The organism is Candidatus Paceibacterota bacterium, assembly GCA_041661305.1.
Lineage (GTDB): Bacteria > Patescibacteriota > Minisyncoccia > Phycocordibacterales > VMEP01 > VMEP01.
Genome location: JBAZUR010000001.1, coordinates 436,390 through 455,285, shown reverse-complemented (window position 1 = coordinate 455,285; position 18,896 = coordinate 436,390). Strand labels below are relative to the sequence as shown.

18 protein-coding genes are annotated in these 18,896 nt (G+C 36.6%); 13 read left to right on the top strand and 5 right to left on the bottom strand.

Going from position 1 to position 18,896, the window contains the following annotated elements; genetic code table 11:
• Window positions 1-104 precede the first annotated feature (104 nt).
• The 11 genes from WC724_02355 to WC724_02305 all read left to right on the top strand — a co-directional run bounded on the left by WC724_02355 (window position 105) and on the right by WC724_02305 (window position 10,795).
• Window positions 105-278 (top strand): hypothetical protein, encoded by a 174-nt coding sequence (locus WC724_02355; GenBank protein MFA6077843.1) that lies wholly within the window; start codon window positions 105-107, stop codon window positions 276-278.
• An 80-nt stretch (window positions 279-358) separates the two neighbouring features.
• Entirely contained in the window at window positions 359-2,257 is a 1,899-nt protein-coding gene (locus WC724_02350; protein MFA6077842.1) for a type IV secretion system DNA-binding domain-containing protein, read from the top strand.
• Complete coding sequence (locus tag WC724_02345; GenBank protein MFA6077841.1) at window positions 2,247-3,689, top strand: lamin tail domain-containing protein; 1,443 nt, start codon at window positions 2,247-2,249, stop codon at window positions 3,687-3,689. The genes WC724_02350 and WC724_02345 overlap by 11 nt, the downstream gene beginning before the upstream one ends.
• Window positions 3,690-3,730: 41 nt before the next feature.
• Window positions 3,731-4,603 (top strand): NAD-dependent epimerase/dehydratase family protein, encoded by an 873-nt coding sequence (locus WC724_02340; protein MFA6077840.1) that lies wholly within the window; start codon window positions 3,731-3,733, stop codon window positions 4,601-4,603.
• A gap of 2 nt (window positions 4,604-4,605) precedes the next feature.
• Window positions 4,606-5,823, top strand: coding sequence for a glycosyltransferase family 4 protein (locus tag WC724_02335; GenBank protein MFA6077839.1), 1,218 nt, complete (start codon window positions 4,606-4,608; stop codon window positions 5,821-5,823).
• The gene (locus WC724_02330; protein ID MFA6077838.1) at window positions 5,824-6,927 is read left to right on the top strand and encodes a glycosyltransferase family 4 protein; all 1,104 of its coding nucleotides are present in this window, start codon (window positions 5,824-5,826) and stop codon (window positions 6,925-6,927) included. It abuts the gene before it with no gap.
• A gap of 29 nt (window positions 6,928-6,956) precedes the next feature.
• Window positions 6,957-7,217: a GIY-YIG nuclease family protein gene (locus tag WC724_02325; GenBank protein ID MFA6077837.1), complete on the top strand. Its 261-nt coding sequence runs from the start codon at window positions 6,957-6,959 to the stop codon at window positions 7,215-7,217.
• A complete protein-coding gene (locus WC724_02320) occupies window positions 7,214-8,368 on the top strand; it encodes a glycosyltransferase family 4 protein (protein MFA6077836.1) in 1,155 nt (384 codons plus the stop codon). Before WC724_02325 ends, WC724_02320 begins: the two co-directional genes overlap by 4 nt.
• A 50-nt stretch (window positions 8,369-8,418) precedes the next feature.
• Window positions 8,419-9,525 (top strand): glycosyltransferase family 4 protein, encoded by a 1,107-nt coding sequence (locus WC724_02315; protein MFA6077835.1) that lies wholly within the window; start codon window positions 8,419-8,421, stop codon window positions 9,523-9,525.
• Window positions 9,522-10,163, top strand: a complete 642-nt coding sequence (locus tag WC724_02310) for a class I SAM-dependent methyltransferase (protein ID MFA6077834.1) — start codon at window positions 9,522-9,524, stop codon at window positions 10,161-10,163. Before WC724_02315 ends, WC724_02310 begins: the two co-directional genes overlap by 4 nt.
• A gap of 11 nt (window positions 10,164-10,174) precedes the next feature.
• Window positions 10,175-10,795, top strand: coding sequence for a methyltransferase domain-containing protein (locus WC724_02305; protein ID MFA6077833.1), 621 nt, complete (start codon window positions 10,175-10,177; stop codon window positions 10,793-10,795).
• Here WC724_02305 and WC724_02300 read toward each other — a convergent pair.
• Together WC724_02300 and WC724_02295 are read right to left on the bottom strand one after the other, a co-directional pair.
• Window positions 10,792-11,943, bottom strand: a complete 1,152-nt coding sequence (locus tag WC724_02300) for a glycosyltransferase (GenBank protein ID MFA6077832.1) — start codon at window positions 11,941-11,943, stop codon at window positions 10,792-10,794. The genes WC724_02305 and WC724_02300 overlap by 4 nt on opposite strands.
• Window positions 11,940-12,989: a glycosyltransferase gene (locus WC724_02295; GenBank protein ID MFA6077831.1), complete on the bottom strand. Its 1,050-nt coding sequence runs from the start codon at window positions 12,987-12,989 to the stop codon at window positions 11,940-11,942. The genes WC724_02300 and WC724_02295 overlap by 4 nt, the downstream gene beginning before the upstream one ends.
• 180 nt (window positions 12,990-13,169) lie before the next feature.
• Between WC724_02295 and WC724_02290 the strand changes: the two genes are divergently transcribed.
• Window positions 13,170-14,315, top strand: a complete 1,146-nt coding sequence (locus WC724_02290) for a glycosyltransferase (GenBank protein MFA6077830.1) — start codon at window positions 13,170-13,172, stop codon at window positions 14,313-14,315.
• 1 nt (window position 14,316) lies between these two features.
• On the opposite strand, the gene WC724_02285 is transcribed toward WC724_02290, so the two are convergent.
• Complete coding sequence (locus tag WC724_02285; protein ID MFA6077829.1) at window positions 14,317-15,249, bottom strand: alpha-1,2-fucosyltransferase; 933 nt, start codon at window positions 15,247-15,249, stop codon at window positions 14,317-14,319.
• A 47-nt stretch (window positions 15,250-15,296) separates the two neighbouring features.
• On the opposite strand from WC724_02285, the gene WC724_02280 reads away from it, so the two are divergent.
• Entirely contained in the window at window positions 15,297-16,367 is a 1,071-nt protein-coding gene (locus WC724_02280) for a bifunctional glycosyltransferase family 2/GtrA family protein (protein MFA6077828.1), read from the top strand.
• A 10-nt stretch (window positions 16,368-16,377) separates the two neighbouring features.
• Here the strand turns inward: WC724_02280 and WC724_02275 are convergent, their stop codons facing one another.
• Both WC724_02275 and WC724_02270 read right to left on the bottom strand, forming a co-directional pair.
• Window positions 16,378-18,072, bottom strand: a complete 1,695-nt coding sequence (locus WC724_02275) for a hypothetical protein (GenBank protein MFA6077827.1) — start codon at window positions 18,070-18,072, stop codon at window positions 16,378-16,380.
• Window positions 18,069-18,896, bottom strand: a complete 828-nt coding sequence (locus tag WC724_02270; protein MFA6077826.1) for an FkbM family methyltransferase — start codon at window positions 18,894-18,896, stop codon at window positions 18,069-18,071. The genes WC724_02275 and WC724_02270 overlap by 4 nt, the downstream gene beginning before the upstream one ends.

Below are 18,896 nucleotides of genomic sequence, written 5' to 3'. Positions count from 1 at the left end.
TAATTTAAACCCTTGCTTTTTTCTAAGGGTGTGTTAATATATAGAAGTCGCGATATATTCCGCGACGTTTTTGTTTTCAAAACGTAAAACAAGGAGAGTTGTGTATGAGTATCAAAAAGCAACAAGCAAGTGAGCATCACGATGGTAGCGATTGGGACATAAAGTCGGTTTTGCGTTTTCGCGAGCTAGCAACGGCCAGTAAACCCGACGGTCACAGCGACCATGTAGCAAACAAAGAGTGGGGAGATCTCCCCACCAAAGAAGATGGGAACGGATAGTATTTAACCGTTCTAACACTCCAGCGAGGCCTTAGGCCGAGCTGGGGTTTTTTGTTTAGCACATATTTTAGTATACTTTGATGAAAGCCGTGGATGACAATAAAAAAATAAATTATCTAGCTGAAACCAACGCCCGAAATCGTCGGCTTAAATTTGGTATTCAGGCGATAGACCGCACTCGTCATGTTTATGTGATTGGGAAAACGGGTATGGGTAAATCTACTCTTCTTGAAAACATGGCGGTGCAGGATATCGAAAATGGGGAAGGCCTCGCTTTCATTGATCCTCATGGTGGTACAGCAGAAAAACTTCTTGATTACATTCCAGAGCATCGAATTAAGGACGTAATTTATTTTGCTCCTTTTGACACCGAGTACCCAGTTTCTTTTAACGTTATGGAGGATGTTGATCCGAGTAAACGTTATTTGGTTGCGAATGGTTTGATGAATGCATTCAAGAAGATCTGGGTGGATGCTTGGTCGGCGAGAATGGAATATATTTTAAATAATATTCTCTTAGCGCTTTTGGAGTATCCAGACTCAACACTGCTCGGCGTCAACAGAATGCTTTCTGATAAAGATTATCGTGACCTTGTTGTTGCGAATGTTAAAGATGCCTCGGTTAAGGCTTTTTGGGTTGATGAATTTGCTAAGTACGGAGATAGGTATATGCAGGAAGCTGGTGCTGCTATTCAAAATAAAATTGGTCAGTTTGTTTCCAATCCATTGATTAGAAATATTATTGGTCAACCGAAATCTTCTTTTGATATAAGAAAGGTAATGGATGAAAAAAAGATAATGATACTCAACCTTTCAAAAGGAAGAATGGGTATTGAGAACTCTGCCTTGCTTGGAAATATGTTGGTTACCAAAATTTATCTCGCTGCCATGTCACGCGCCGACGCCTCAGCTGGAGAACTTGCCAAGTTACCAAATTTTTATTTTTACGTAGATGAGTTCCAGTCATTTGCCAACGAGTCTTTTGCAGAAATACTTTCTGAAGCAAGAAAATATAAATTAAATCTTACAATTGCGCATCAATATATTGAACAGATGCCAGAAGAAGTGCAGGCCGCTGTGTTTGGTAACGTTGGTACGATGATTGTTTTTCGAGTTGGTTCAACTGACGCGGAAGTTTTTGAAAAAGAATTTGCTCCAGAATATGTTGCCGAAGATATCGTTAATTTGGGATTCGCTGAAATCTATTTGAGGCTTATGATTGACGGCATCGGCTCAAAGCCATTTTCTGCCATAACGTTACCACCGATTGCCCAGCCAGCTGTATCGTTCATGGAAAAAGTTGTAGAGAACACAAGAAAGAATTACGCCTCACCACGCTCTCTAGTTGAAAGTGCGATTGCAAAATGGTACGAGCCGGTACCATCTACTCCAAAAGATAAGAAACCAAAAGTTTTTACCCCTTCTGTTTCAAGTGGGAGACCCGGAGAAAAAAATGATGAACGAAAAATATTCGCGCCTCGTGATAACCACTTTACAAATAACGTAACCAGGACAGAAGTAGCGGAAGAGAAAGCGCCAGCGGTTGCTTCGGTGGAAAAAAAGCAAGAAGAAAATAAGGCTTTTGCTAAAGCTTTTGCGGAGAGTAAGGTTTTTGTATCGAATAATGAAAATAAAAAAGTTGAACACCAGCAATCACATACAGCGAAAAAAATAAATAACGAAAAAGAATACGAGATAAAAAAGCAAAATTTTTCACTTAGTGACCTCAAGAAAGAAAGTGAAGTTACTTCGTCACGCAATGTTTCTGCCTTAAAACACATGCTTGATGAGGCAATGCATGAAGGTAAAATTGTGGGGAAAGTTATTGTGCCGGTAGACCACACTCCGTCGACCATAAAAAAAGAAGAGCAAAAACAAGAAGAGATAGAAAAAGTAGTTGCTAAAAAAGATGGAGGTGCTCCTCGACCTAAAGAAATACCAGAAGAGGTTTTAAGAAAACTTTTGGGGCATGACGAATAGAAGATTAAAATTCCAATTATTTCTATTTTTGTTTTTTACGCCGGTTTTTGCTGGTGCTCAAATTTCCTTTTCTGAAATCATGTATGACCCAGAGGGATCTGATGCGAATTCTGGTGGTGAGTGGGTTGAGGTTCAAAATATTGGTTCTACCGCTGTTGATTTTACAAAATGGATATTTTTTGAGAATGACATCAACCACGGTATTACGGCCGATGGCGCATCGGTGATTCAACCAGGAGGATACGCAATAATTTCAAAAGACCCGAGTATTTTTAAGGGTTATTTCACTAACTTCTCCGGACTACTTTTTAGAGCTTCTTTTTCTTTGAATGATGGCGAAAAATTGGCAATGAAAAGCAATAAGGATGATTTAGTCACAGATGCCAATTCTGTAACATATACAGCAGAATTGGGTGCAAAAAATGATGGCAAGTCATTACAAAAAAATTCTTCTGGCGTGTGGCTTTCCGCGACCCCAACACCAGGAAGCGCTACTTTGAGCGACCCATCAAACCCTGTTATGGAAACTACTACAAGCAATCAGACAGCAGAACAAAATTCAGGCGCTTCAACAAACAGCATTGTTTCTAGTTTTCCAGTTGAGCCACAGATGATTGTTGAGGCGGGAGCCAATAAGACAACTGTTGCTGGGGCGCTAATTAGCTTCAGTGGTATTGCACTTGGTTTAAAAAAAGAGCCTATTGAAAACGCGCAGTACATGTGGAGTTTTGGAGACGGCTCATTTAAAGAGGGAAGAAGTGTTACCCATACATATCGTTATCCTGGAGAGTATGTTGTTGTCCTTGAGGTTTCGTCGGGATATTTTTCTGGTTCTGATCGATTGAAGGTTTCGGCTGTAACCCCTGAAATAATTATTTCAAAAATTGGGGACGCTTCAGATTATTTTATTGAAGTGACGAACAACTCAAAATACGAACTTGATTTGTCTGGTTGGATACTAAGGTCTCAGAGCGCGCAGTTTTTTATTCCCAAAAACACCATAATAATGTCAGGTGGAAAAGTTTCTTTTTCTTCTCTGGTCACAGGTTTCTCTTTTAGTTTGGGTGATAAACCGTTCTTACTATATCCAAGTGGTGCTATGGCAACCACGTATGGTGATCGGATTTCAGAGTACACCCCACAAGAAGATAGTGAGAGTACCCCTAACATAGAGTCCAGCCCGGTAGTTAAAAGTGTTAGCAGTAGTAAACAGTCGGGTAATAGGGTGATGGCGGCAAGTGCCTCGGCTGTTGAGGAAACGGAAACTAAATCCTCAGAGCAAAACCAGAAGTTTCCTTTTAAGTGGCTTTTGGCTGTCGGAGCTCTGTCTATTGTCGCTGTTCTAGGTATTATGTTTAGTGGCGCGTCTTCTGGTAAAAAACCAGACGAACTTTCCGCCGATGATTTTGATATTGAAGAGGATGTGAGCTAGCGTTGCCTTTTCTTGTATTAGTTATATAGTTTGCAGAACTTATGAGTAGCGAAAATAAAAAAATAATTCTTGTAACCGGCGGAGCCGGTTTTATTGGTTCTTACTTATGCGAAGAGCTTGTTAAAAGTGGGCACAAAATAATTTCTTTAGACAATTATTTTACCGGGAAAAAAGAGAATCATATAGAAGGTGTTGATTACAGGGAGGGACATACAAAAGACATAGATAAACACGTCTCAGAAAAACCAGATATCATCTACCACTTAGGAGAATATTCTAGGGTGGAACAAAGTTTTAATGATGTCCCAACGGTTTGGGATTTTAATATTGTTGGTACTTTTGCAGTGCTTGAGTTCGCCAGGAAGCATAATTCAAAAATTATTTACGCAGGTTCAAGTACAAAGTTTGGTGATAACGGCTTAGGTAGATATCAAAGTCCATATGCTTGGACCAAGGCGTCGAACACAGATCTTGTGGTTAATTATGGAGATTGGTTTAACGTTCCGTATGCGATTACTTATTTTTACAATGTTTATGGACCACGAGAGATCTCAACTGGTTCATATGCCACCGTTATCGGTATTTTTTCTGAAAAGTTTAAAAATGGAGAACCGCTATCGGTGGTTCTCCCTGGAACACAGGTTCGTAATTTTACTCACGTAAAAGATATTGTACGTGGTCTTGTTTTGGTTGGAGAAAAAGGAGAGGGGGATGAGTATGGGTTAGGTGATGAGCGTTCGTACAGTATCTTAGAGATAGCTCAAATGTTTGGCTCTGAAATAAAAATGCTTCCAGAAAGAAAAGGGAATAGAATGGGTGCAGCCTTAAATATTTCAAAGTCAAAGCTGTTAGGATGGAAGACAGAAGAGGATATAAAGGAATATATTCAGTCAATCAAAAATAATAAGGCGTAAAAATGAAAAAAATATTAATTTTTTCACTCTCATATTACCCAAGATTTATCGGAGGAGCGGAGGTGGCTATAAAGGAAATTACCGACAGATTTAAACCAGAAGATATTTCTTTTGACATGGTGACGCTTCGTTACGACAAAAAACTACCTGAGATTGAAAGGATAGGAAATGTGACAGTCTATCGTATTGGTTTTACAACAAACAATCCAAAGATATCTGATTTAGGAAAGTTTCCTCTTCATTTAAATAAATTTTTATTTCAGTTTAGCTCGGCTTTTAAGGCAGCTGAGCTTCATAGAAAGAATAGTTACGATGGAGTATGGGCAATGATGGCTCATTCCTGTGCTGTTCCTGCTGCGATTTTTAACATGATGCACAGAGAAGTGCCGTACGTCCTGACTCTTCAGGAGGGAGATCCAATTAAATATATAAAACGAAAAATGTTGCCAATTTATCCGCTTTTTGTGGCGGGATTTAGGCGGGCTACTGTTTTGCAAACAATTTCCACTTTCCTTATGGGATGGGGAAGAGATATGGGGTTTAAGGGTTTTGGTGTTGTGATTCCGAATGCCGTAAACGTAAAACATTTTTCACAAATAGTTGGAGATACAGAACTTACTGAGTTAAAAAATAAACTAGGTAAAAAAGAGAATGACGTTTATATGGTTACAACCTCTAGGTTGGTGAAGAAAAATGCGGTAGACGATGTTATTAAATCCCTTGTTGATTTACCAGAAAGATATAAATTCCTTGTAATTGGAATTGGTCCAGATGAGGACGAGTTGAGGATGCTTGCTCAAAATCTTGGAGTATCCTCAAGGGTTATTTTTTTAGGTGAAATAGATAATAAAGAGATACTAAAATATTTAAAAATATCTGATATTTTTATTAGGCCGTCTCTTTCAGAGGGTTTTGGCATTTCTTTTATTGAAGCGATGGCAGCGGGATTACCTGTAATTGCCACACAAGAAGGTGGAATTTCAGATTTTCTCTTTGACCCAGAAATTAATAAAGATAAAGAACCAACTGGCCTTGCTGTAAAGGTTCGCGACCCAAAGGGGATTGCTAAACAAGCAGAAAGCCTTGTAAACAACAAAGAGATTAAGGAGAAGTTGGTTGTAAATGGGTTAAGGTTAGTGCAGGAAAAATATGATTGGGATACTATTTCGAAGGATATGAAAGAAAACGTTTTCGATAAACTTTTTGAAAGTAAAAAATAGATGACTACTAACAAAAAAATACTTATCGCCACAGGAATTTATCCGCCAGATATTGGTGGACCAGCTTCGTATAGCTTGGCGCTTTTTGAAGAGTTACCAAAGAAGGGGATTGATGTTGATGTTTTGAGTTTTGGTGAGGTACGTTATCTACCAAAACTTATTCGACATTTTGTTTATTTTGTTAAAACAATTTTACGGGCGCGCGGATGCGATGTGATTTATGCTCAAGATCCAGTATCGGTTGGTTTTCCTGCGATGATTGCGTCAAAATTTTTACGGAAGAAATTTGTTTTGAAAATTGTTGGTGATTACGCCTGGGAGCAAGGAGTTTCAAGGTTTCAAGTAAAAGACTTGCTTGATGAATTTTCAAAAAAGAGAGGCGGGTATGGTTTGTTTGTTTTTATTTTAAAATATATTGAAACTAAAGTTGCAGAAAGAGCGGATAAAATTATTGTACCGAGTAAATATTTAAAACAGATAGTTTCTAATTGGGGAATTGATAAAAATAAAATAACGGTTGTTTATAACTCTTTTGACGGAGAGATTAAAACAGACATAGATGAAACTAAGCGAGAGAGAATTATATTGTCAGCCGGGAGACTTGTCCCGTGGAAAGGTTTTTTGACGCTTGTGGCGCTTATGCCAAGGCTCATTAAACATTTTCCAGATATTAAATTGATTATTGCAGGAGAAGGGAAAGAGAGGAGAAAACTTGAGGGGGCAATTAAAGAGCTTGGTTTGGAATCTTCTGTTTTTTTGGCAGGAGCTCTTTCTCAGGAGAAGCTTTTTAAATATATAAAGAGTGCCTCGGTATTTGTTTTAAACACCGCCTACGAGGGCTTTTCGCACCAATTGCTTGAGGTTATGGCGCTTGGGACACCAATCGTGACGACTAATATTGGTGGGAATCCGGAGGTGATAGAAAACGGGAAAAATGGCATTTTGGTGGAGCTAGACGACAGAGATGCAATTGTACGCTCGGTTGAGAAAATTCTGCTTAATGAGGCCTTTTCTGATGAATTGGTGGGGAACGCTAAGAGTACTGTGGTTTTATTTAATCGCGAACGTATGTTAAAAGAGACGATTAAGGCCCTATCTTTTTAGGAACCTGTCCCGTACAAAATAACATTGTTATGTTTTACACCTATGTATTAAAAAGCAAAAAAGATGGTAAGTTGTATACGGGATATACGAGTAATTTACGGAAACGCTTTAAGGAGCACAACGATAGTAAATCTACATATACGAAAGGACGTGGCCCTTACGAGTTGATTTATTACGAAGCGTGTCTTGACGAAGAAGATGCAAGGTCGAGAGAGTTATGTTTAAAAGCTGGAAGAGGTAAACGTTTTATAAAGTCGCGTTTAAAGCGTTTCCTATTTTGTACGGGATGAAAGTGATAATGATTTCTACTGACAAGAATATTCTCGAGGGGGGAAGCGCCGTTCGAGCGCGCATGGTTTCTTACGGAACTATTTGCGACAAGCTCTACGTATTGGTAGTGGGAAAGTCAGGAGAAAAAAATATCGATAAAAAACAAAGATTAAGAATTAGCGAAAATGTTTTTGTTTATTCCGTAACTTCTCGTTTTAAAATACTCTCGTTATTTAAGGCGTACCGTTTAGGTGTGTATCTCACCAAGGACTTTGGTTTAGGTGGCGACGGTTATCTGATTACTGCGCAGGACCCTTTTGAAAATGGTTTTGTCGCTTGGGGTATATCTAAAAAAACAAAATCAAAGCTACAGCTTCAAATTCATACTGATTTTTTAAGTCCATATTTTCGAAGTGAATCTTTTTTGAATAAATTTCGCGTTATGATTTCAAGATTTCTGCTTCCGCGCTCAGACGGTATCCGTGTTGTTTCCAGGCGCATTTCTTCTTCCCTAAAGACTAATAACTATCGTCTAACAAATACCCCAACCATTCTTCCAATTTTTGTTGATGTAGAAAGCATTCGTAAAGTAAATCCAGTTATTGATTTACATAAAAGATATCCTCAGTTTGATTTTATTTTTCTCGTTGCCTCAAGATTAACTCGTGAAAAGAATATCGGCGTGGTTTTGGAGGCGATGAGTAGTTTAGTAAAAAAATATCCCAACGTCGGGCTTGTCGTTGTTGGCTCAGGGCCCGAAGAGAGTAACTTAAAATTTAAAATTAAAAATTACAAATTGGGCGGAAACGTCGTCCTTGAGTCTTGGCAAAACGAAATGATTTCGTATTACAAAACAGCAGACACTTTTATTCTCCCTTCAAACTATGAAGGATTTGGAATGACGCTTGTTGAAGCGGCTGCGTCTCTTTGCCCGATTATTTCTAGTGACGTGGGAATCGTTGGAGATATTTTGCAGAAGGATAAAGATATTTTGGTTTGTGATAGTGGAGATGTTGATTGTTTTGTTAATAATATGGAGCATTTTATAAATGATCCACAAGCGAGAAAAGAATGTGCCACGAGCGCCCAAGAGGCAATACAAGTTCTTCGTTTGGAAAAAGAAGAGTATCTAAAAAAGATGCAGGAATCGTGGGCGAGCTGTTTTAGGTAATCCAGATATAGAGCTTTGACACAGCACCTTTTCGCCCCATAATGCCTTATATGAAGCCAAAACTATGTTATATTCTTCCGCGCTACGAGACTGCTGATGCGTCTCATTTTTCGCATATACATGACTTTTTGAAGGAAATAGGGGGTATTTTCGATATATATCTAGTGATCGAAAAAGGGTCAAAACCACCCGTGTCTTTGGGTTATAAAAAATCATATGTTTTAAAGTCTAGGTTTATTATGTTCAGGATAATTGAAACCAAAGTTATTCTTTTGCTGGCATGTTTTTCTGGGTACAGAGATTTCTATGTTCATTATTCATTTCTCTCGGCATTTTTTGCAGCCATCACTATAAAAATTTTCGGCGGACGAGTTTTTTATTGGAATTGTGGAGAGCCATGGAAATATAAACGCAATTTTTTGAGAGAATTTTTTGAGAGATCAGTTTACAAGATGGTAACACACTTGGTAACGGGCGCACCTTCTCTTGCGGATAAATATGCGGAACACTATGGAATAAAAAGAGAATCAGTTTTGGTTATGCCAAATTGGATAGACCTTAGACGTTTTAAAAGTATTCTTTCCAAAGAAGAAGCTCGCAAGAAATTAGATATTCCACAGGATGGAAAAGTTATTTTGTTTGCCCACCGCCTTTCTCCACGCAAGGGGTCACGAATGATTTTACCTGTGGCCTTAGAGATTATTCGAGCGCGCCAAAATACTATTTTTATTGTTGCTGGTTCTGGTCCAGATGAAAATTTTTTGCGAAGGGAAATAAAAAATAAAGGGCTTGAAAAAAATGTTCGGCTGGTTGGCGCGGTGGCAAACCGAGAATTGCCGGAATATTTTGTTGCCTCAGACATATTTTTTATGCCCTCAGAAGAGGAGGGTTTTCCTCGCGTGATTCTTGAGGCGATGGCACTCGGCATACCATTTGTTGCAAGCGACGTTGGGGCAGTACGTGATATCATTCCTCAAGTGGTTCACGGTAATATGGTTACTGTTGGTGACACAGAAGGTTTTGTTGAAAAGATTGACTTACTACTTAACCAAAGCAAGACAGATGGTGATTTAATGGCAGAAAAATTAGCTATTCACGCGATTAATTACGATGTTTTGGTTGTGGCAGAAAAATTTACTAAATTGATAACATCATGAGTGTAAAACAATTTGAAAACAATAGATGGTCTAAAGATGTGCAGGTTGTTTGCTTTCGTCACAAAGCAGCTCTTTCGATGATTGATAGCGGGATAGTTCTTGATCTTGGTTCTGGGGACGGGTTGTTCTTGTCTCTTTTGAAAGAAAAGGGGATAAAAGGTAATGGCCTTGATATTTCAGAAGAGGGAATAAGTAAGACGCGAGACAGGGGTATTGAGGCTACTGTTTTTGATTTTAATAACAAAATTCCATTTCCAGATAATACATTTGATACGGTTTCTATACTCGATCTTCTGGAGCATCTTTACACCCCAGAAATTCTTTTAAGAGAGGCTACCCGTGTATCAAAAAAATACGTTGTAGTAAGTGTTCCAAATTTTAGTTCGTTGCCTGCTCGTATTCAAACGCTATTTGGCGCGATTCCAGAAAATAATAAGCCGAACAAAGGGCATATATACTGGTTTAATTACAGCGGTTTAAGAAAGATGACAAAAGAGAGTGGACTTAGTTTAGTTGAGATACGAATGAATACATTTTGGCAGGATTATTTTTTGGTTGGAGTAATATTAAGATTTATGACCAAGATTTGGCCATCACTTTTTGCGCTTTCTTTTGTTGTTAAATTAGAGAAGAAATAATCGTACACTAAATGACTTATTCAATAATTAGAGATGGGGAGTATAAAAAATTGAAGTCCATTTCAGTTGACGGCATCATTCTTGATTTAGGTGGTAATTTTAACTCCGAGTATCACGACCTTATAAGAGGCAAACATTCTTTTACCTCGGTTAATATTAGTGCGGAATATGGGTGTGATATGGTTTTTGATATACAAAAAATTTTTCCAATTGAAGATGATAAATTTGATGCGGTTTTGTGCATGAACGTTTTGGAGCATGTTTATAAATTTAATAATGTAGTATCAGAAACTTTCCGTGTTCTTAAGAATGGCGGAATATTTATTTTCGCAGTTCCGTTTATGCACCATATCCACGGTAGCCCCGATGATTATTTTAGATATACTCGTTCTGCAATAGAAGAAATGCTTAAAGAAAACGGATTTGAGAATGTGGAAATAGAAGAAATCGGACTGGGGTTATTTTCTATGATTTATCAGTCTGTCTCTGGAATGTTGCCAAGTTTTCTTAAGAGTTTTTTCAAAAATATCGCAGTTTTTGTAGATTTGTTATTTTTTAAGATGTCTAAAAGGTATAGAAATGTAAGCAAAAGAATACCCTTAGGATATTTTGTTGTTGCGAAGAAGGATTAATTTTTGTTCAGTAGATTTTTATACAAAGAAAGATATTCCTTATACATTTTTTCTAGAGAGAAATTATTAATTATTCTTTCTCTCGCCTTTGTGCTCATCGCGGAGTAGTCTTCTTTTGAAAGATTTAAAATGTGATTAATTCCCATTTTTAAATCATCTATATTTTTATATTCTGCAACATAACCTGTTTCCTTGTGAGTCACTATTTCAGGGAGAGCGTCTATGTCATAAGTAACCACAGGGACCCCGCATGACATAGCCTCAGCACTTATAAGACCAAAAGAGTCTTCTGGTGTGGGGTGTAGAAAAACGTCTGTGCAGGAAAGATATTTCGCAAATAATTCTCTGTCTTGTGTTTTGGGGAGCGACTTATAATTTTTATTATCAGTTTTTATGTTTGAGTGGCCGATAGCTATAAAAAAGACGCTTTCGTCATTAGTATAGTCATCTACGATTTTATTTGAGTCCCCCCAGCCTTTTATGCCGAAAGCAATAATTTTTTTATCAATAGGAAGGCCAAGTTCTTTCCTTGTTGAGCTTTTTTCGTGGGGTTTGAATATTTCCGTGTCTATACCATTATAAATACGAATAATTGTTTGATTGCGGAGGATGCTTTTTTCCATTTCTTTTTTAATCCAATCAGACACAGCGACTACATTAATTTTTGATTTCTCGTATATCTTCTTTTTTGTATCCAAAAGACGAGAAGTATTATCCCAAAGATAAAGTAAAAATTTTTTCTTATTTGGATTTTTGAGAGTGGCACTATTACTCGAGAAGCCAGTAAATGCCCACATATCATGCATTGTCCATACAACTGGTTTTTGGAGCGACATTTTTTGTAGAGTAGAAAGGTTAAAAAAATTACTATGTAGGTTATGGCAATGAACAATATCCGCCTCCTTGAATTCTTTTGTTTCTAAAAGATAGTCTGTTTTGGCAAAAGTAAGATCGTTTGCAAAAAGTTTAACGAGCCAGTCTTGATAACGTTTTCTTGGTATAACAAAAACATCTGGCTCGCTTGAATATTTATAGCGTACAAATGTTGGAACAGAGTGGCCGTCAACTTTTAGTCTCTTTCGAAGCTCCCAGGATATATTAGCTGCTCCACCTTTGTTGTCTATTGTTCCAATGACAAAAATTTTCATTTGTTTTTTAGGTAATTAGAAATAAAGTCTTGTGCTAGTTTTTTTGACGTAAGTTTTTCTTTGTAAAGTTTATACCCGTTTTCTGATATTTGGCTAAGTATTTCAGGTTTTTCTTTTAGATACAGTATTTTTTTCGTTAAATCATCTGGGTTGTTTGGTTCAACGGCAATACAGGTTTCGTCTTCTTTTAATATCTCAAATACACCAGCGTTTCTGCCTGTGAGATAAGGGAGACCTAATGCTAAACTCTCGTATAATTTTGCAGGAAGGGTACGAAGGAGGCGTGGGTGGTCCGCAAGTTGCCCAAGGCTTATGTGACAAGAAAGCATTTGATTTCTTAGCTCGTCATCACCCAATCTTTCGTGTACCATCTCGATATTTTTTGGCTTAAGCTTTTCCATTAGCGCATTAACTTCTCTATACATGAATCCATGTCCAACAATAAGAAACTCTACATTTTGGTTTTCCAGTTTCTTTGCTGTTTCAATGACAGTGAGTATTCCAGATTCCGGAAGAAATCTCCCTCTAAACAATACAGTAAATTTTTTATTTTTTTGAATAGAATTATCTTTGAAGAAGATTTCCTCATCAACCCCCATTCGTGAAAGTATAAGTTTTTTTTCTGATATAAGAAAAAATTTGTGAATAAAATTAATTTGAGCACTACTCTCAAGAAGTACCTTAGACGAAAGATGAAACGAAATAAAGTCGATTAACCACCATTTTAGTGCCCCGAACGATATAGGGGTGTTTACATTTCTTGATATTACGTTTGCTTCGTACTGCGAAGAAACAGCATTAAAGATTACATCTTTTCTAGTCATTATTCGAGCGAATGGTATTAAAAACGGCAAACCATATCCAATAACAACCGCATCCAATGTGCGTTTTTCTTTCCGGAAACGGCGCACAAAATTTATATATTTACTTAACCCTGTTTCATTCACAATTAATTCAAAAATTTCGTGCCCATTTTCCCTAAGGCCGTCTAGAAGGTGTTTGTCGGGGGCGTATTTATTACCAGTGTTTACGTATAGAAATTTCATTATTTTGGCTTCAAGTATATCATCTAATTTGATACAATCAGACTCGCACTTGTCCCGTTAGAAACATGAACAGTTTTGCCGTGTATGGGTATATTTTTTATAAAGATTCAATGACAAATATTACTTTTATTAGAATAACCGTGGAAGCGTTGCTTAAGGACGCCTTCTGTTTCTAATGGGATGAAAAGGCTATTTTTAATCTTCCACGGTCGTTTTCCTAGCGAAAAAGCGGCTTCTCTTTTCGCTGCAAAGGAATGTGAAGCTTTTGGAAAAAGTGGTTTTTCGGTGACCTTGCTTGTTCCAAGACGTTTGGGGAGGAGTAAGTCCAACCCTTTTTCTTACTATGATTTAAGTGAAAATTTTAATGTAGTTTATTTACCAACAATTGATTTTTTTGGGGTTCCTTTCTTCAAGAATTTAATTTTTAAAATAAGTTTTATCGTTTTCTCATTTATTAGCTTCATTTATCTTTTGTTTAAGGCAGGTAGAAAAGATCTAATATATTCAAATGAATCTTTGCCAGTTATTTTTTCAACTTTTTATTTCCCGAACACATTATATGAATTACATGATTTCCCAGAAGGAAAAAGTTTTTTTTACAGGGCGTTGTTTTGCCGAGCTAAGTATCTCCTTGTAACAAACAAATGGAAAGCAGAGGAAGTGGTGCGATTATTTGGCATAGATAGGGCAAAAATAATATGCGAGCGTAACGCTGTCGAGGTTGGTGATTTTGACATCTCGGTAAGCAAAGAAGAGGCGCGAGAAAAATTAGGCTTACCAAAAGATAAAAAAATTATTGCATACACAGGACACCTGTATTTGTGGAAAGGAGTGGATACCTTAGCAGAAGCAGGGAAAATTCTTCCAAAAGACTGCCTGATAATTTTTATCGGGGGAACAGATGAGGACGTTAGTATGTTTAAAGGAAAATACGGAAACAATAAAAATATATTAATTGTTGGACACAAAGATCACTCAGAGATTCCTTTGTGGCAAAAATCTGCTGATGTTTTGGTTCTACCAAACACCGCAAAAGAAGACATCTCAAAATACTATACTTCCCCAATGAAACTTTTTGAGTATATGGCAAGCAGGAGACCAATAGTTGCAACAGATATCCCTTCAATACGAGAAATCGTAAATAACGAGAATGCAATTATTGTTTTGCCAGATAATTCTGAAGCATTGGCTATTGGAATAAAAAAGGCGCTTGATGGAGAAAATTTAGTTATGGATATAACGGATAGGGCTTACGATGACGTTTTACTTCACACTTGGGACAAGAGAGCGGAAAGAATAATAAATTTCATTCGAGCTAAGGAGTAAATTAATAGTGCACCATCGTGCAGTATTTATTTTCGAAATAAGACTTTTTGTCTTGGTAATAACTCCAGTCAATTTGTTCTTTTTGCATAACAATAAAGGGAATGTTTCCGTAGTAAGAGGCGAAAGCTCCAAAAGTACTATTTGAGCCAATTACAACGTCAGTTGAAGAAAGCAAGAAAAGGTCGTGTGCAGCATTTTCTTTGCTGATGGAGGCGTTTAAACCGCTAAATAGGGGAATATCAACTGGTTCATCAGAGGTGATAATAAAATATGTTTCGGAGGCATTATTCTCGGAGACTTTTAAATACTCATCAATAATTTCGCGGACTCTTGTTTGTGGAATAAAATAAGCCCCACCACGCCATGTTTTGTAATCACCTTGGCGAATATGAATCCCTATGACGTTCTTGAAACTATTTCGTATATTTTTTATTCGTGTTTTTACATTATCTTCAATGTCTTTCCGTGGTTTAAAATATTCTAGTATTTTCTCGTAATATTTTTGAATACCGGCAGGATTACGGAAAAGCCACCCATCAAAGTAAATTGTGTTGTTTGATTTCTCAAGAATGGATAGCTTTTCGTTCTCGGTTGTTGGTGGAAGATAAAATGGTTTGTTTTCGTTGTTATCAGAAACAATAATTGATTTTTCGTGTATTAAAATGATTATTCTTGCATAGTATTCGTATACCTTGCGCCAGAGCCTTCTTTTTAAGGATGATTTTCGTTTTGTGTAGTTAGTGAATGGAAGGAAGAAAAATAACTTAAAAAATAAATTTGGTGTTGGTGTGGTGAAATATTTTCCGTATTCGAAAAAGGAATAATTTTTTAGTTTTAGATTTTTCTCAAGAGAATAAGCGTAGACACTTACGTAGTTCCAAAGTTGGTTAGATAGCTCATTCCCTGTGGTTCTGAGTATTATAATTTTTTTCATTCTGTTAAATATACCATGTCTAAAAGTGATGATATACTGCAAAAGTTATGTCTAAGCTTTCCATTATTATCCCTTGCTTCAACGAGGAAAAGACAATAGATCAAATTATAGAACGCGTTGAGGCGGCCTATTTACCATCAAATTGGCAGAGGGAAATAATCATTGTGGATGATTTTTCAAGCGACGAAACAAAGGATAAGATAAACAAATATTCTCAAATACACACCATAGTATTAAGGACAAAAAACGGAGGCAAGGGTGCGGCTTTAAAAAGTGGACTAGAAAGAGCAACAGGGGACTTTGTTTTAATTCAAGATGCCGATCTTGAGTATGACCCCAGTGACTATCAAAGAATGGTCGGAGCCCTAGATGAAAAGCATCAGATTGTTTTTGGTTCGCGATTGCGTCAAAAAAATGAGCGTTATAGTTTTGTGTATTTTTACGGTAGTAAGTTTTTAACCAACGTTTTCAATCTATTTTTTGGTAGTAAGTTTACGGATATAACAACTTGTTACAAGTTGTTTCCTCGACAGGCTATTAGTCGATTGTTGCAGTGGAAAGAAGATGGGTTTGTTTTTGATGCTGTTTATTTAACTTATGAATTATTTAAGTTTGGTAATGTTGTTGAGGTCCCAATAAACTATTTTCCAAGAAGTCGCGAGGAAGGGAAAAAGGTTAATTGGCGGCACGGACTTAAGGCTTTGTTGGCAATGATAGAAGTTAGGTCAGGGAAGTATTGGCAGTTTTTTAAGTTCAGTATTGTTGGTGGGGTGGCCTTAGTTGTTAATGTTTTTTTTCTATATTTTTTTACAAGTATTTTAGGTGTTTATTACCTGGCTTCATCTATTTGTGCTTTTTTTATTGCGGTTGTTGTGAACTTCACTTTTCAGAAATTTTGGACGTTTGGCACAAAAAAAGGTCGTATATACATGGAAGCTCCATCTTTTTTGGCTCTCCAGATATTAATTAATTTATTTTTAAATACTTTATTGTTATATGTTTTTGTAGACTACCTGCATATTTGGTATGCCACATCTCAAATAATAATTTCATTGGGTCTTGCAGTAATTACTTTTTTTGTTAACAAAAAGTTTATATTTAGAATCGCTAAAGTTTAAGGTGTCGGGTTTATTGTATTTTGCGGACAACATAAGAATGTCCAAGTTGTTTTGATGAAAGAAACTGTGCTAAAAGATTTATTTCTTGTGGGGCAGTACCACAGGCGTTTGTACGAACCTCAAAACAAGTTTGCATCGTTAACTCTTGGTATGTGCATAAATTATTGCAATTTGTTGTTATGGTCCAAACAGAGACATCTTTTTTTTGGAAATGTGCTAATGAGTCGCTTAGCTCTTCTTCGCTATATGTAATAAGCGTTAAGGGTTTGAAAGAAACGTTATCTCGTAGTAAATCTTGGTTTTGTGACAAGAATTGAAAACGACCCATACTCTGTCTTTTTTTGTTCAACAAAGAAAGAGAGTCAGCGTTTATTGGAAGGGTGAGGTGTAGGGCGTCTGGTTTTTCAATAAAAACATTTGTTGGGGAATTATATTTTTTCTCTATTGTTTTTAATAATGTCATCTCCGAAGATTCATGCCAATAAAGAGGGATGGAGTGTATACCTATTATGAAAAACAAAAGCGCACTTAAACCCAGTGATATTTTTACTAAAATTAGCCTGGCTTCACTTAACAAAATTGTTGAAGAAAAAGCTAATGCAAGCGTCAAAAATATGGCATACCTCATAGTAAAACTGAATCCTATTGCGACATGGAAAATTAAATAGACTAAAAATGGATGCGCTAACGCCATGGATAAATAAACCACTTTTCTTTTATCTAGCAGAATTTGTTTATTTTTTGATATAGAAAAAAATAAACAAATGGCACTCACTACAAAGAGTAACACCACAAGCGGGTGACTTTTTATTGTAAAAAGTAGCGGATTGTATAAACGCAAAAACCAGTCAGTTTGACCATCTTGGTTAGTGACTATTATTTGGGCAAATGACCCAGTTAGCCAATTCAAAAAGATTGCTCTATGTATGAATGATATTTGTGTTAATGCAAACAGAATTATTAGGTACCAGTATTTTTTTAAATAATTAAGTAAATCCGATATTTTTAAGTGCTCTAACAGGAGCGCGTATATTGTTATCAAAAAAATTGATATTGCTCCTACATAATTCTGGAAGAAAAGAAACACACTACTCCAAACCAAAAGTAGTATCCATTTCTCTTTTTTAATAAATGGTTCTTTGAAGTTTGTTAAATAATATTCATTTGCAATGAACAAGGCGCTTATTATTGAGGTTATGATTATATAAACACCCCATATTTTTGCTGTATGAAAAAATTGTATGATGAGGACATTGCTTAGTAATAAAAATAGAAAAAGAATTAGAGTAAGAGATAATTTTTTTGGGATGTTTCTCTTTGAAAAATAAAAATAACATCCTATGATTGCACCTACCATAAGTAACCCATTTACAATTCGAAGAATGTGCAGGAGTTCCCCAGTGTTCAACGCAACCCAAAGCTTGGTTGAGATAACAGAGAAATCATGAGAGGCCATGATGACCCCGAGCACTGGTATTAAAACAAAATAATCTATATACGTTTGTACTCCGCCATAGTAATTACCAGATTGCGAGAACTCCCATCCAGGAAGAGTTATTTTTTCAATTGCAGAAAGGGAGCTTGTAAGGAAATAGCTTTCGTCGGCAATTATGTCAGGGTTGTTACCAAATGGGTTTGGGTATAAAAAAACAAAAACAATAAAAACAAAGAACCCGCCTAAGAGAATATTTTTTAATGTTTTCATTTGTTTTTATAGCGAGCTTCTATAAAACATCGTCCGTCCGTTTCTTCTTTTATAATTTTTAGCTCATAGGAAATAGAGGTGAGAAAAGATACCACATTAAACATATTGAGCATTGAGTGAATTTCCATAAGAATTAGTGGTTTTTTAGACAAAATGGTGTTTTTTGCGCCAGCTAAGACAAGAGATTCAGCCCCCTCAACATCTATTTTCATTACATCAGGGGCTTCTTGTATCCCCAGCTCTCCCTTGAAAAGGTCAATAGGAACTGTTCTTACTTTTATTTCTTTAAATCCTCTTTGTTTAAACGCACCCCTTTCCCAGATAGTGTCAGCTGTATCAATAAATCCTCCAGAACTCCTTCCGCTTTCAATGTCGTCACTCATACTGAATTCTTCTGTCCCTAAAACATTAGAAACAGCAACGCCTAATATATTGATTATGTTTTTTATGTCATCATTTTTAGCACATATAATTTCAAACCTCTCTACATTTTTTGGATTAGGCTCAAAAGAATATACCTTGCCCGTACTTCCTACAAGTCTTGCGAAGTATAGGGAGTGGAATCCTATATGAGCACCGATATCAAAAATTACTTTCCCCCGCAAGTCTTCCGAGGTTAGTCTGTCAAAAAGAAATGTGTCGTACGTGTTGTTGATGATCGTTTTTTGCCAAGGTCCGCTAGGATCAAAAAATATTTTTATGCCATTGAGTGGCTTATAGGTGAGAGTAACCCATTCAGGAGAAAATACCCTCTGTTTTACTAAATGCTTTTTTAGAAGTGCGTAGAAGAGTGGTGGGGTTATATTTTTTATAAAGTTTTTCAT

Bases quoted from the DNA above. Each gene is read 5' to 3' on its own strand.
- WC724_02310 (MFA6077834.1), top strand. From the start codon at position 9,522: ATGAGTGTAAAACAATTTGAAAACAATAGATGGTCTAAAGATGTGCAG.
- WC724_02355 (MFA6077843.1), top strand. From the start codon at position 105: ATGAGTATCAAAAAGCAACAAGCAAGTGAGCATCACGATGGTAGCGAT.
- WC724_02300 (MFA6077832.1), bottom strand. From the start codon at position 11,943: ATGAAAATTTTTGTCATTGGAACAATAGACAACAAAGGTGGAGCAGCT.
- WC724_02325 (MFA6077837.1), top strand. From the start codon at position 6,957: ATGTTTTACACCTATGTATTAAAAAGCAAAAAAGATGGTAAGTTGTAT.
- WC724_02295 (MFA6077831.1), bottom strand. From the start codon at position 12,989: ATGAAATTTCTATACGTAAACACTGGTAATAAATACGCCCCCGACAAA.
- WC724_02285 (MFA6077829.1), bottom strand. From the start codon at position 15,249: ATGAAAAAAATTATAATACTCAGAACCACAGGGAATGAGCTATCTAAC.
- WC724_02305 (MFA6077833.1), top strand. From the start codon at position 10,175: ATGACTTATTCAATAATTAGAGATGGGGAGTATAAAAAATTGAAGTCC.
- WC724_02280 (MFA6077828.1), top strand. From the start codon at position 15,297: ATGTCTAAGCTTTCCATTATTATCCCTTGCTTCAACGAGGAAAAGACA.
- WC724_02345 (MFA6077841.1), top strand. From the start codon at position 2,247: ATGACGAATAGAAGATTAAAATTCCAATTATTTCTATTTTTGTTTTTT.
- WC724_02290 (MFA6077830.1), top strand. From the start codon at position 13,170: ATGAAAAGGCTATTTTTAATCTTCCACGGTCGTTTTCCTAGCGAAAAA.
- WC724_02330 (MFA6077838.1), top strand. From the start codon at position 5,824: ATGACTACTAACAAAAAAATACTTATCGCCACAGGAATTTATCCGCCA.
- WC724_02350 (MFA6077842.1), top strand. From the start codon at position 359: ATGAAAGCCGTGGATGACAATAAAAAAATAAATTATCTAGCTGAAACC.
- WC724_02275 (MFA6077827.1), bottom strand. From the start codon at position 18,072: ATGAAAACATTAAAAAATATTCTCTTAGGCGGGTTCTTTGTTTTTATT.
- WC724_02335 (MFA6077839.1), top strand. From the start codon at position 4,606: ATGAAAAAAATATTAATTTTTTCACTCTCATATTACCCAAGATTTATC.
- WC724_02320 (MFA6077836.1), top strand. From the start codon at position 7,214: ATGAAAGTGATAATGATTTCTACTGACAAGAATATTCTCGAGGGGGGA.
- WC724_02340 (MFA6077840.1), top strand. From the start codon at position 3,731: ATGAGTAGCGAAAATAAAAAAATAATTCTTGTAACCGGCGGAGCCGGT.
- WC724_02270 (MFA6077826.1), bottom strand. From the start codon at position 18,896: ATGAAAAACTTTATAAAAAATATAACCCCACCACTCTTCTACGCACTT.
- WC724_02315 (MFA6077835.1), top strand. From the start codon at position 8,419: ATGAAGCCAAAACTATGTTATATTCTTCCGCGCTACGAGACTGCTGAT.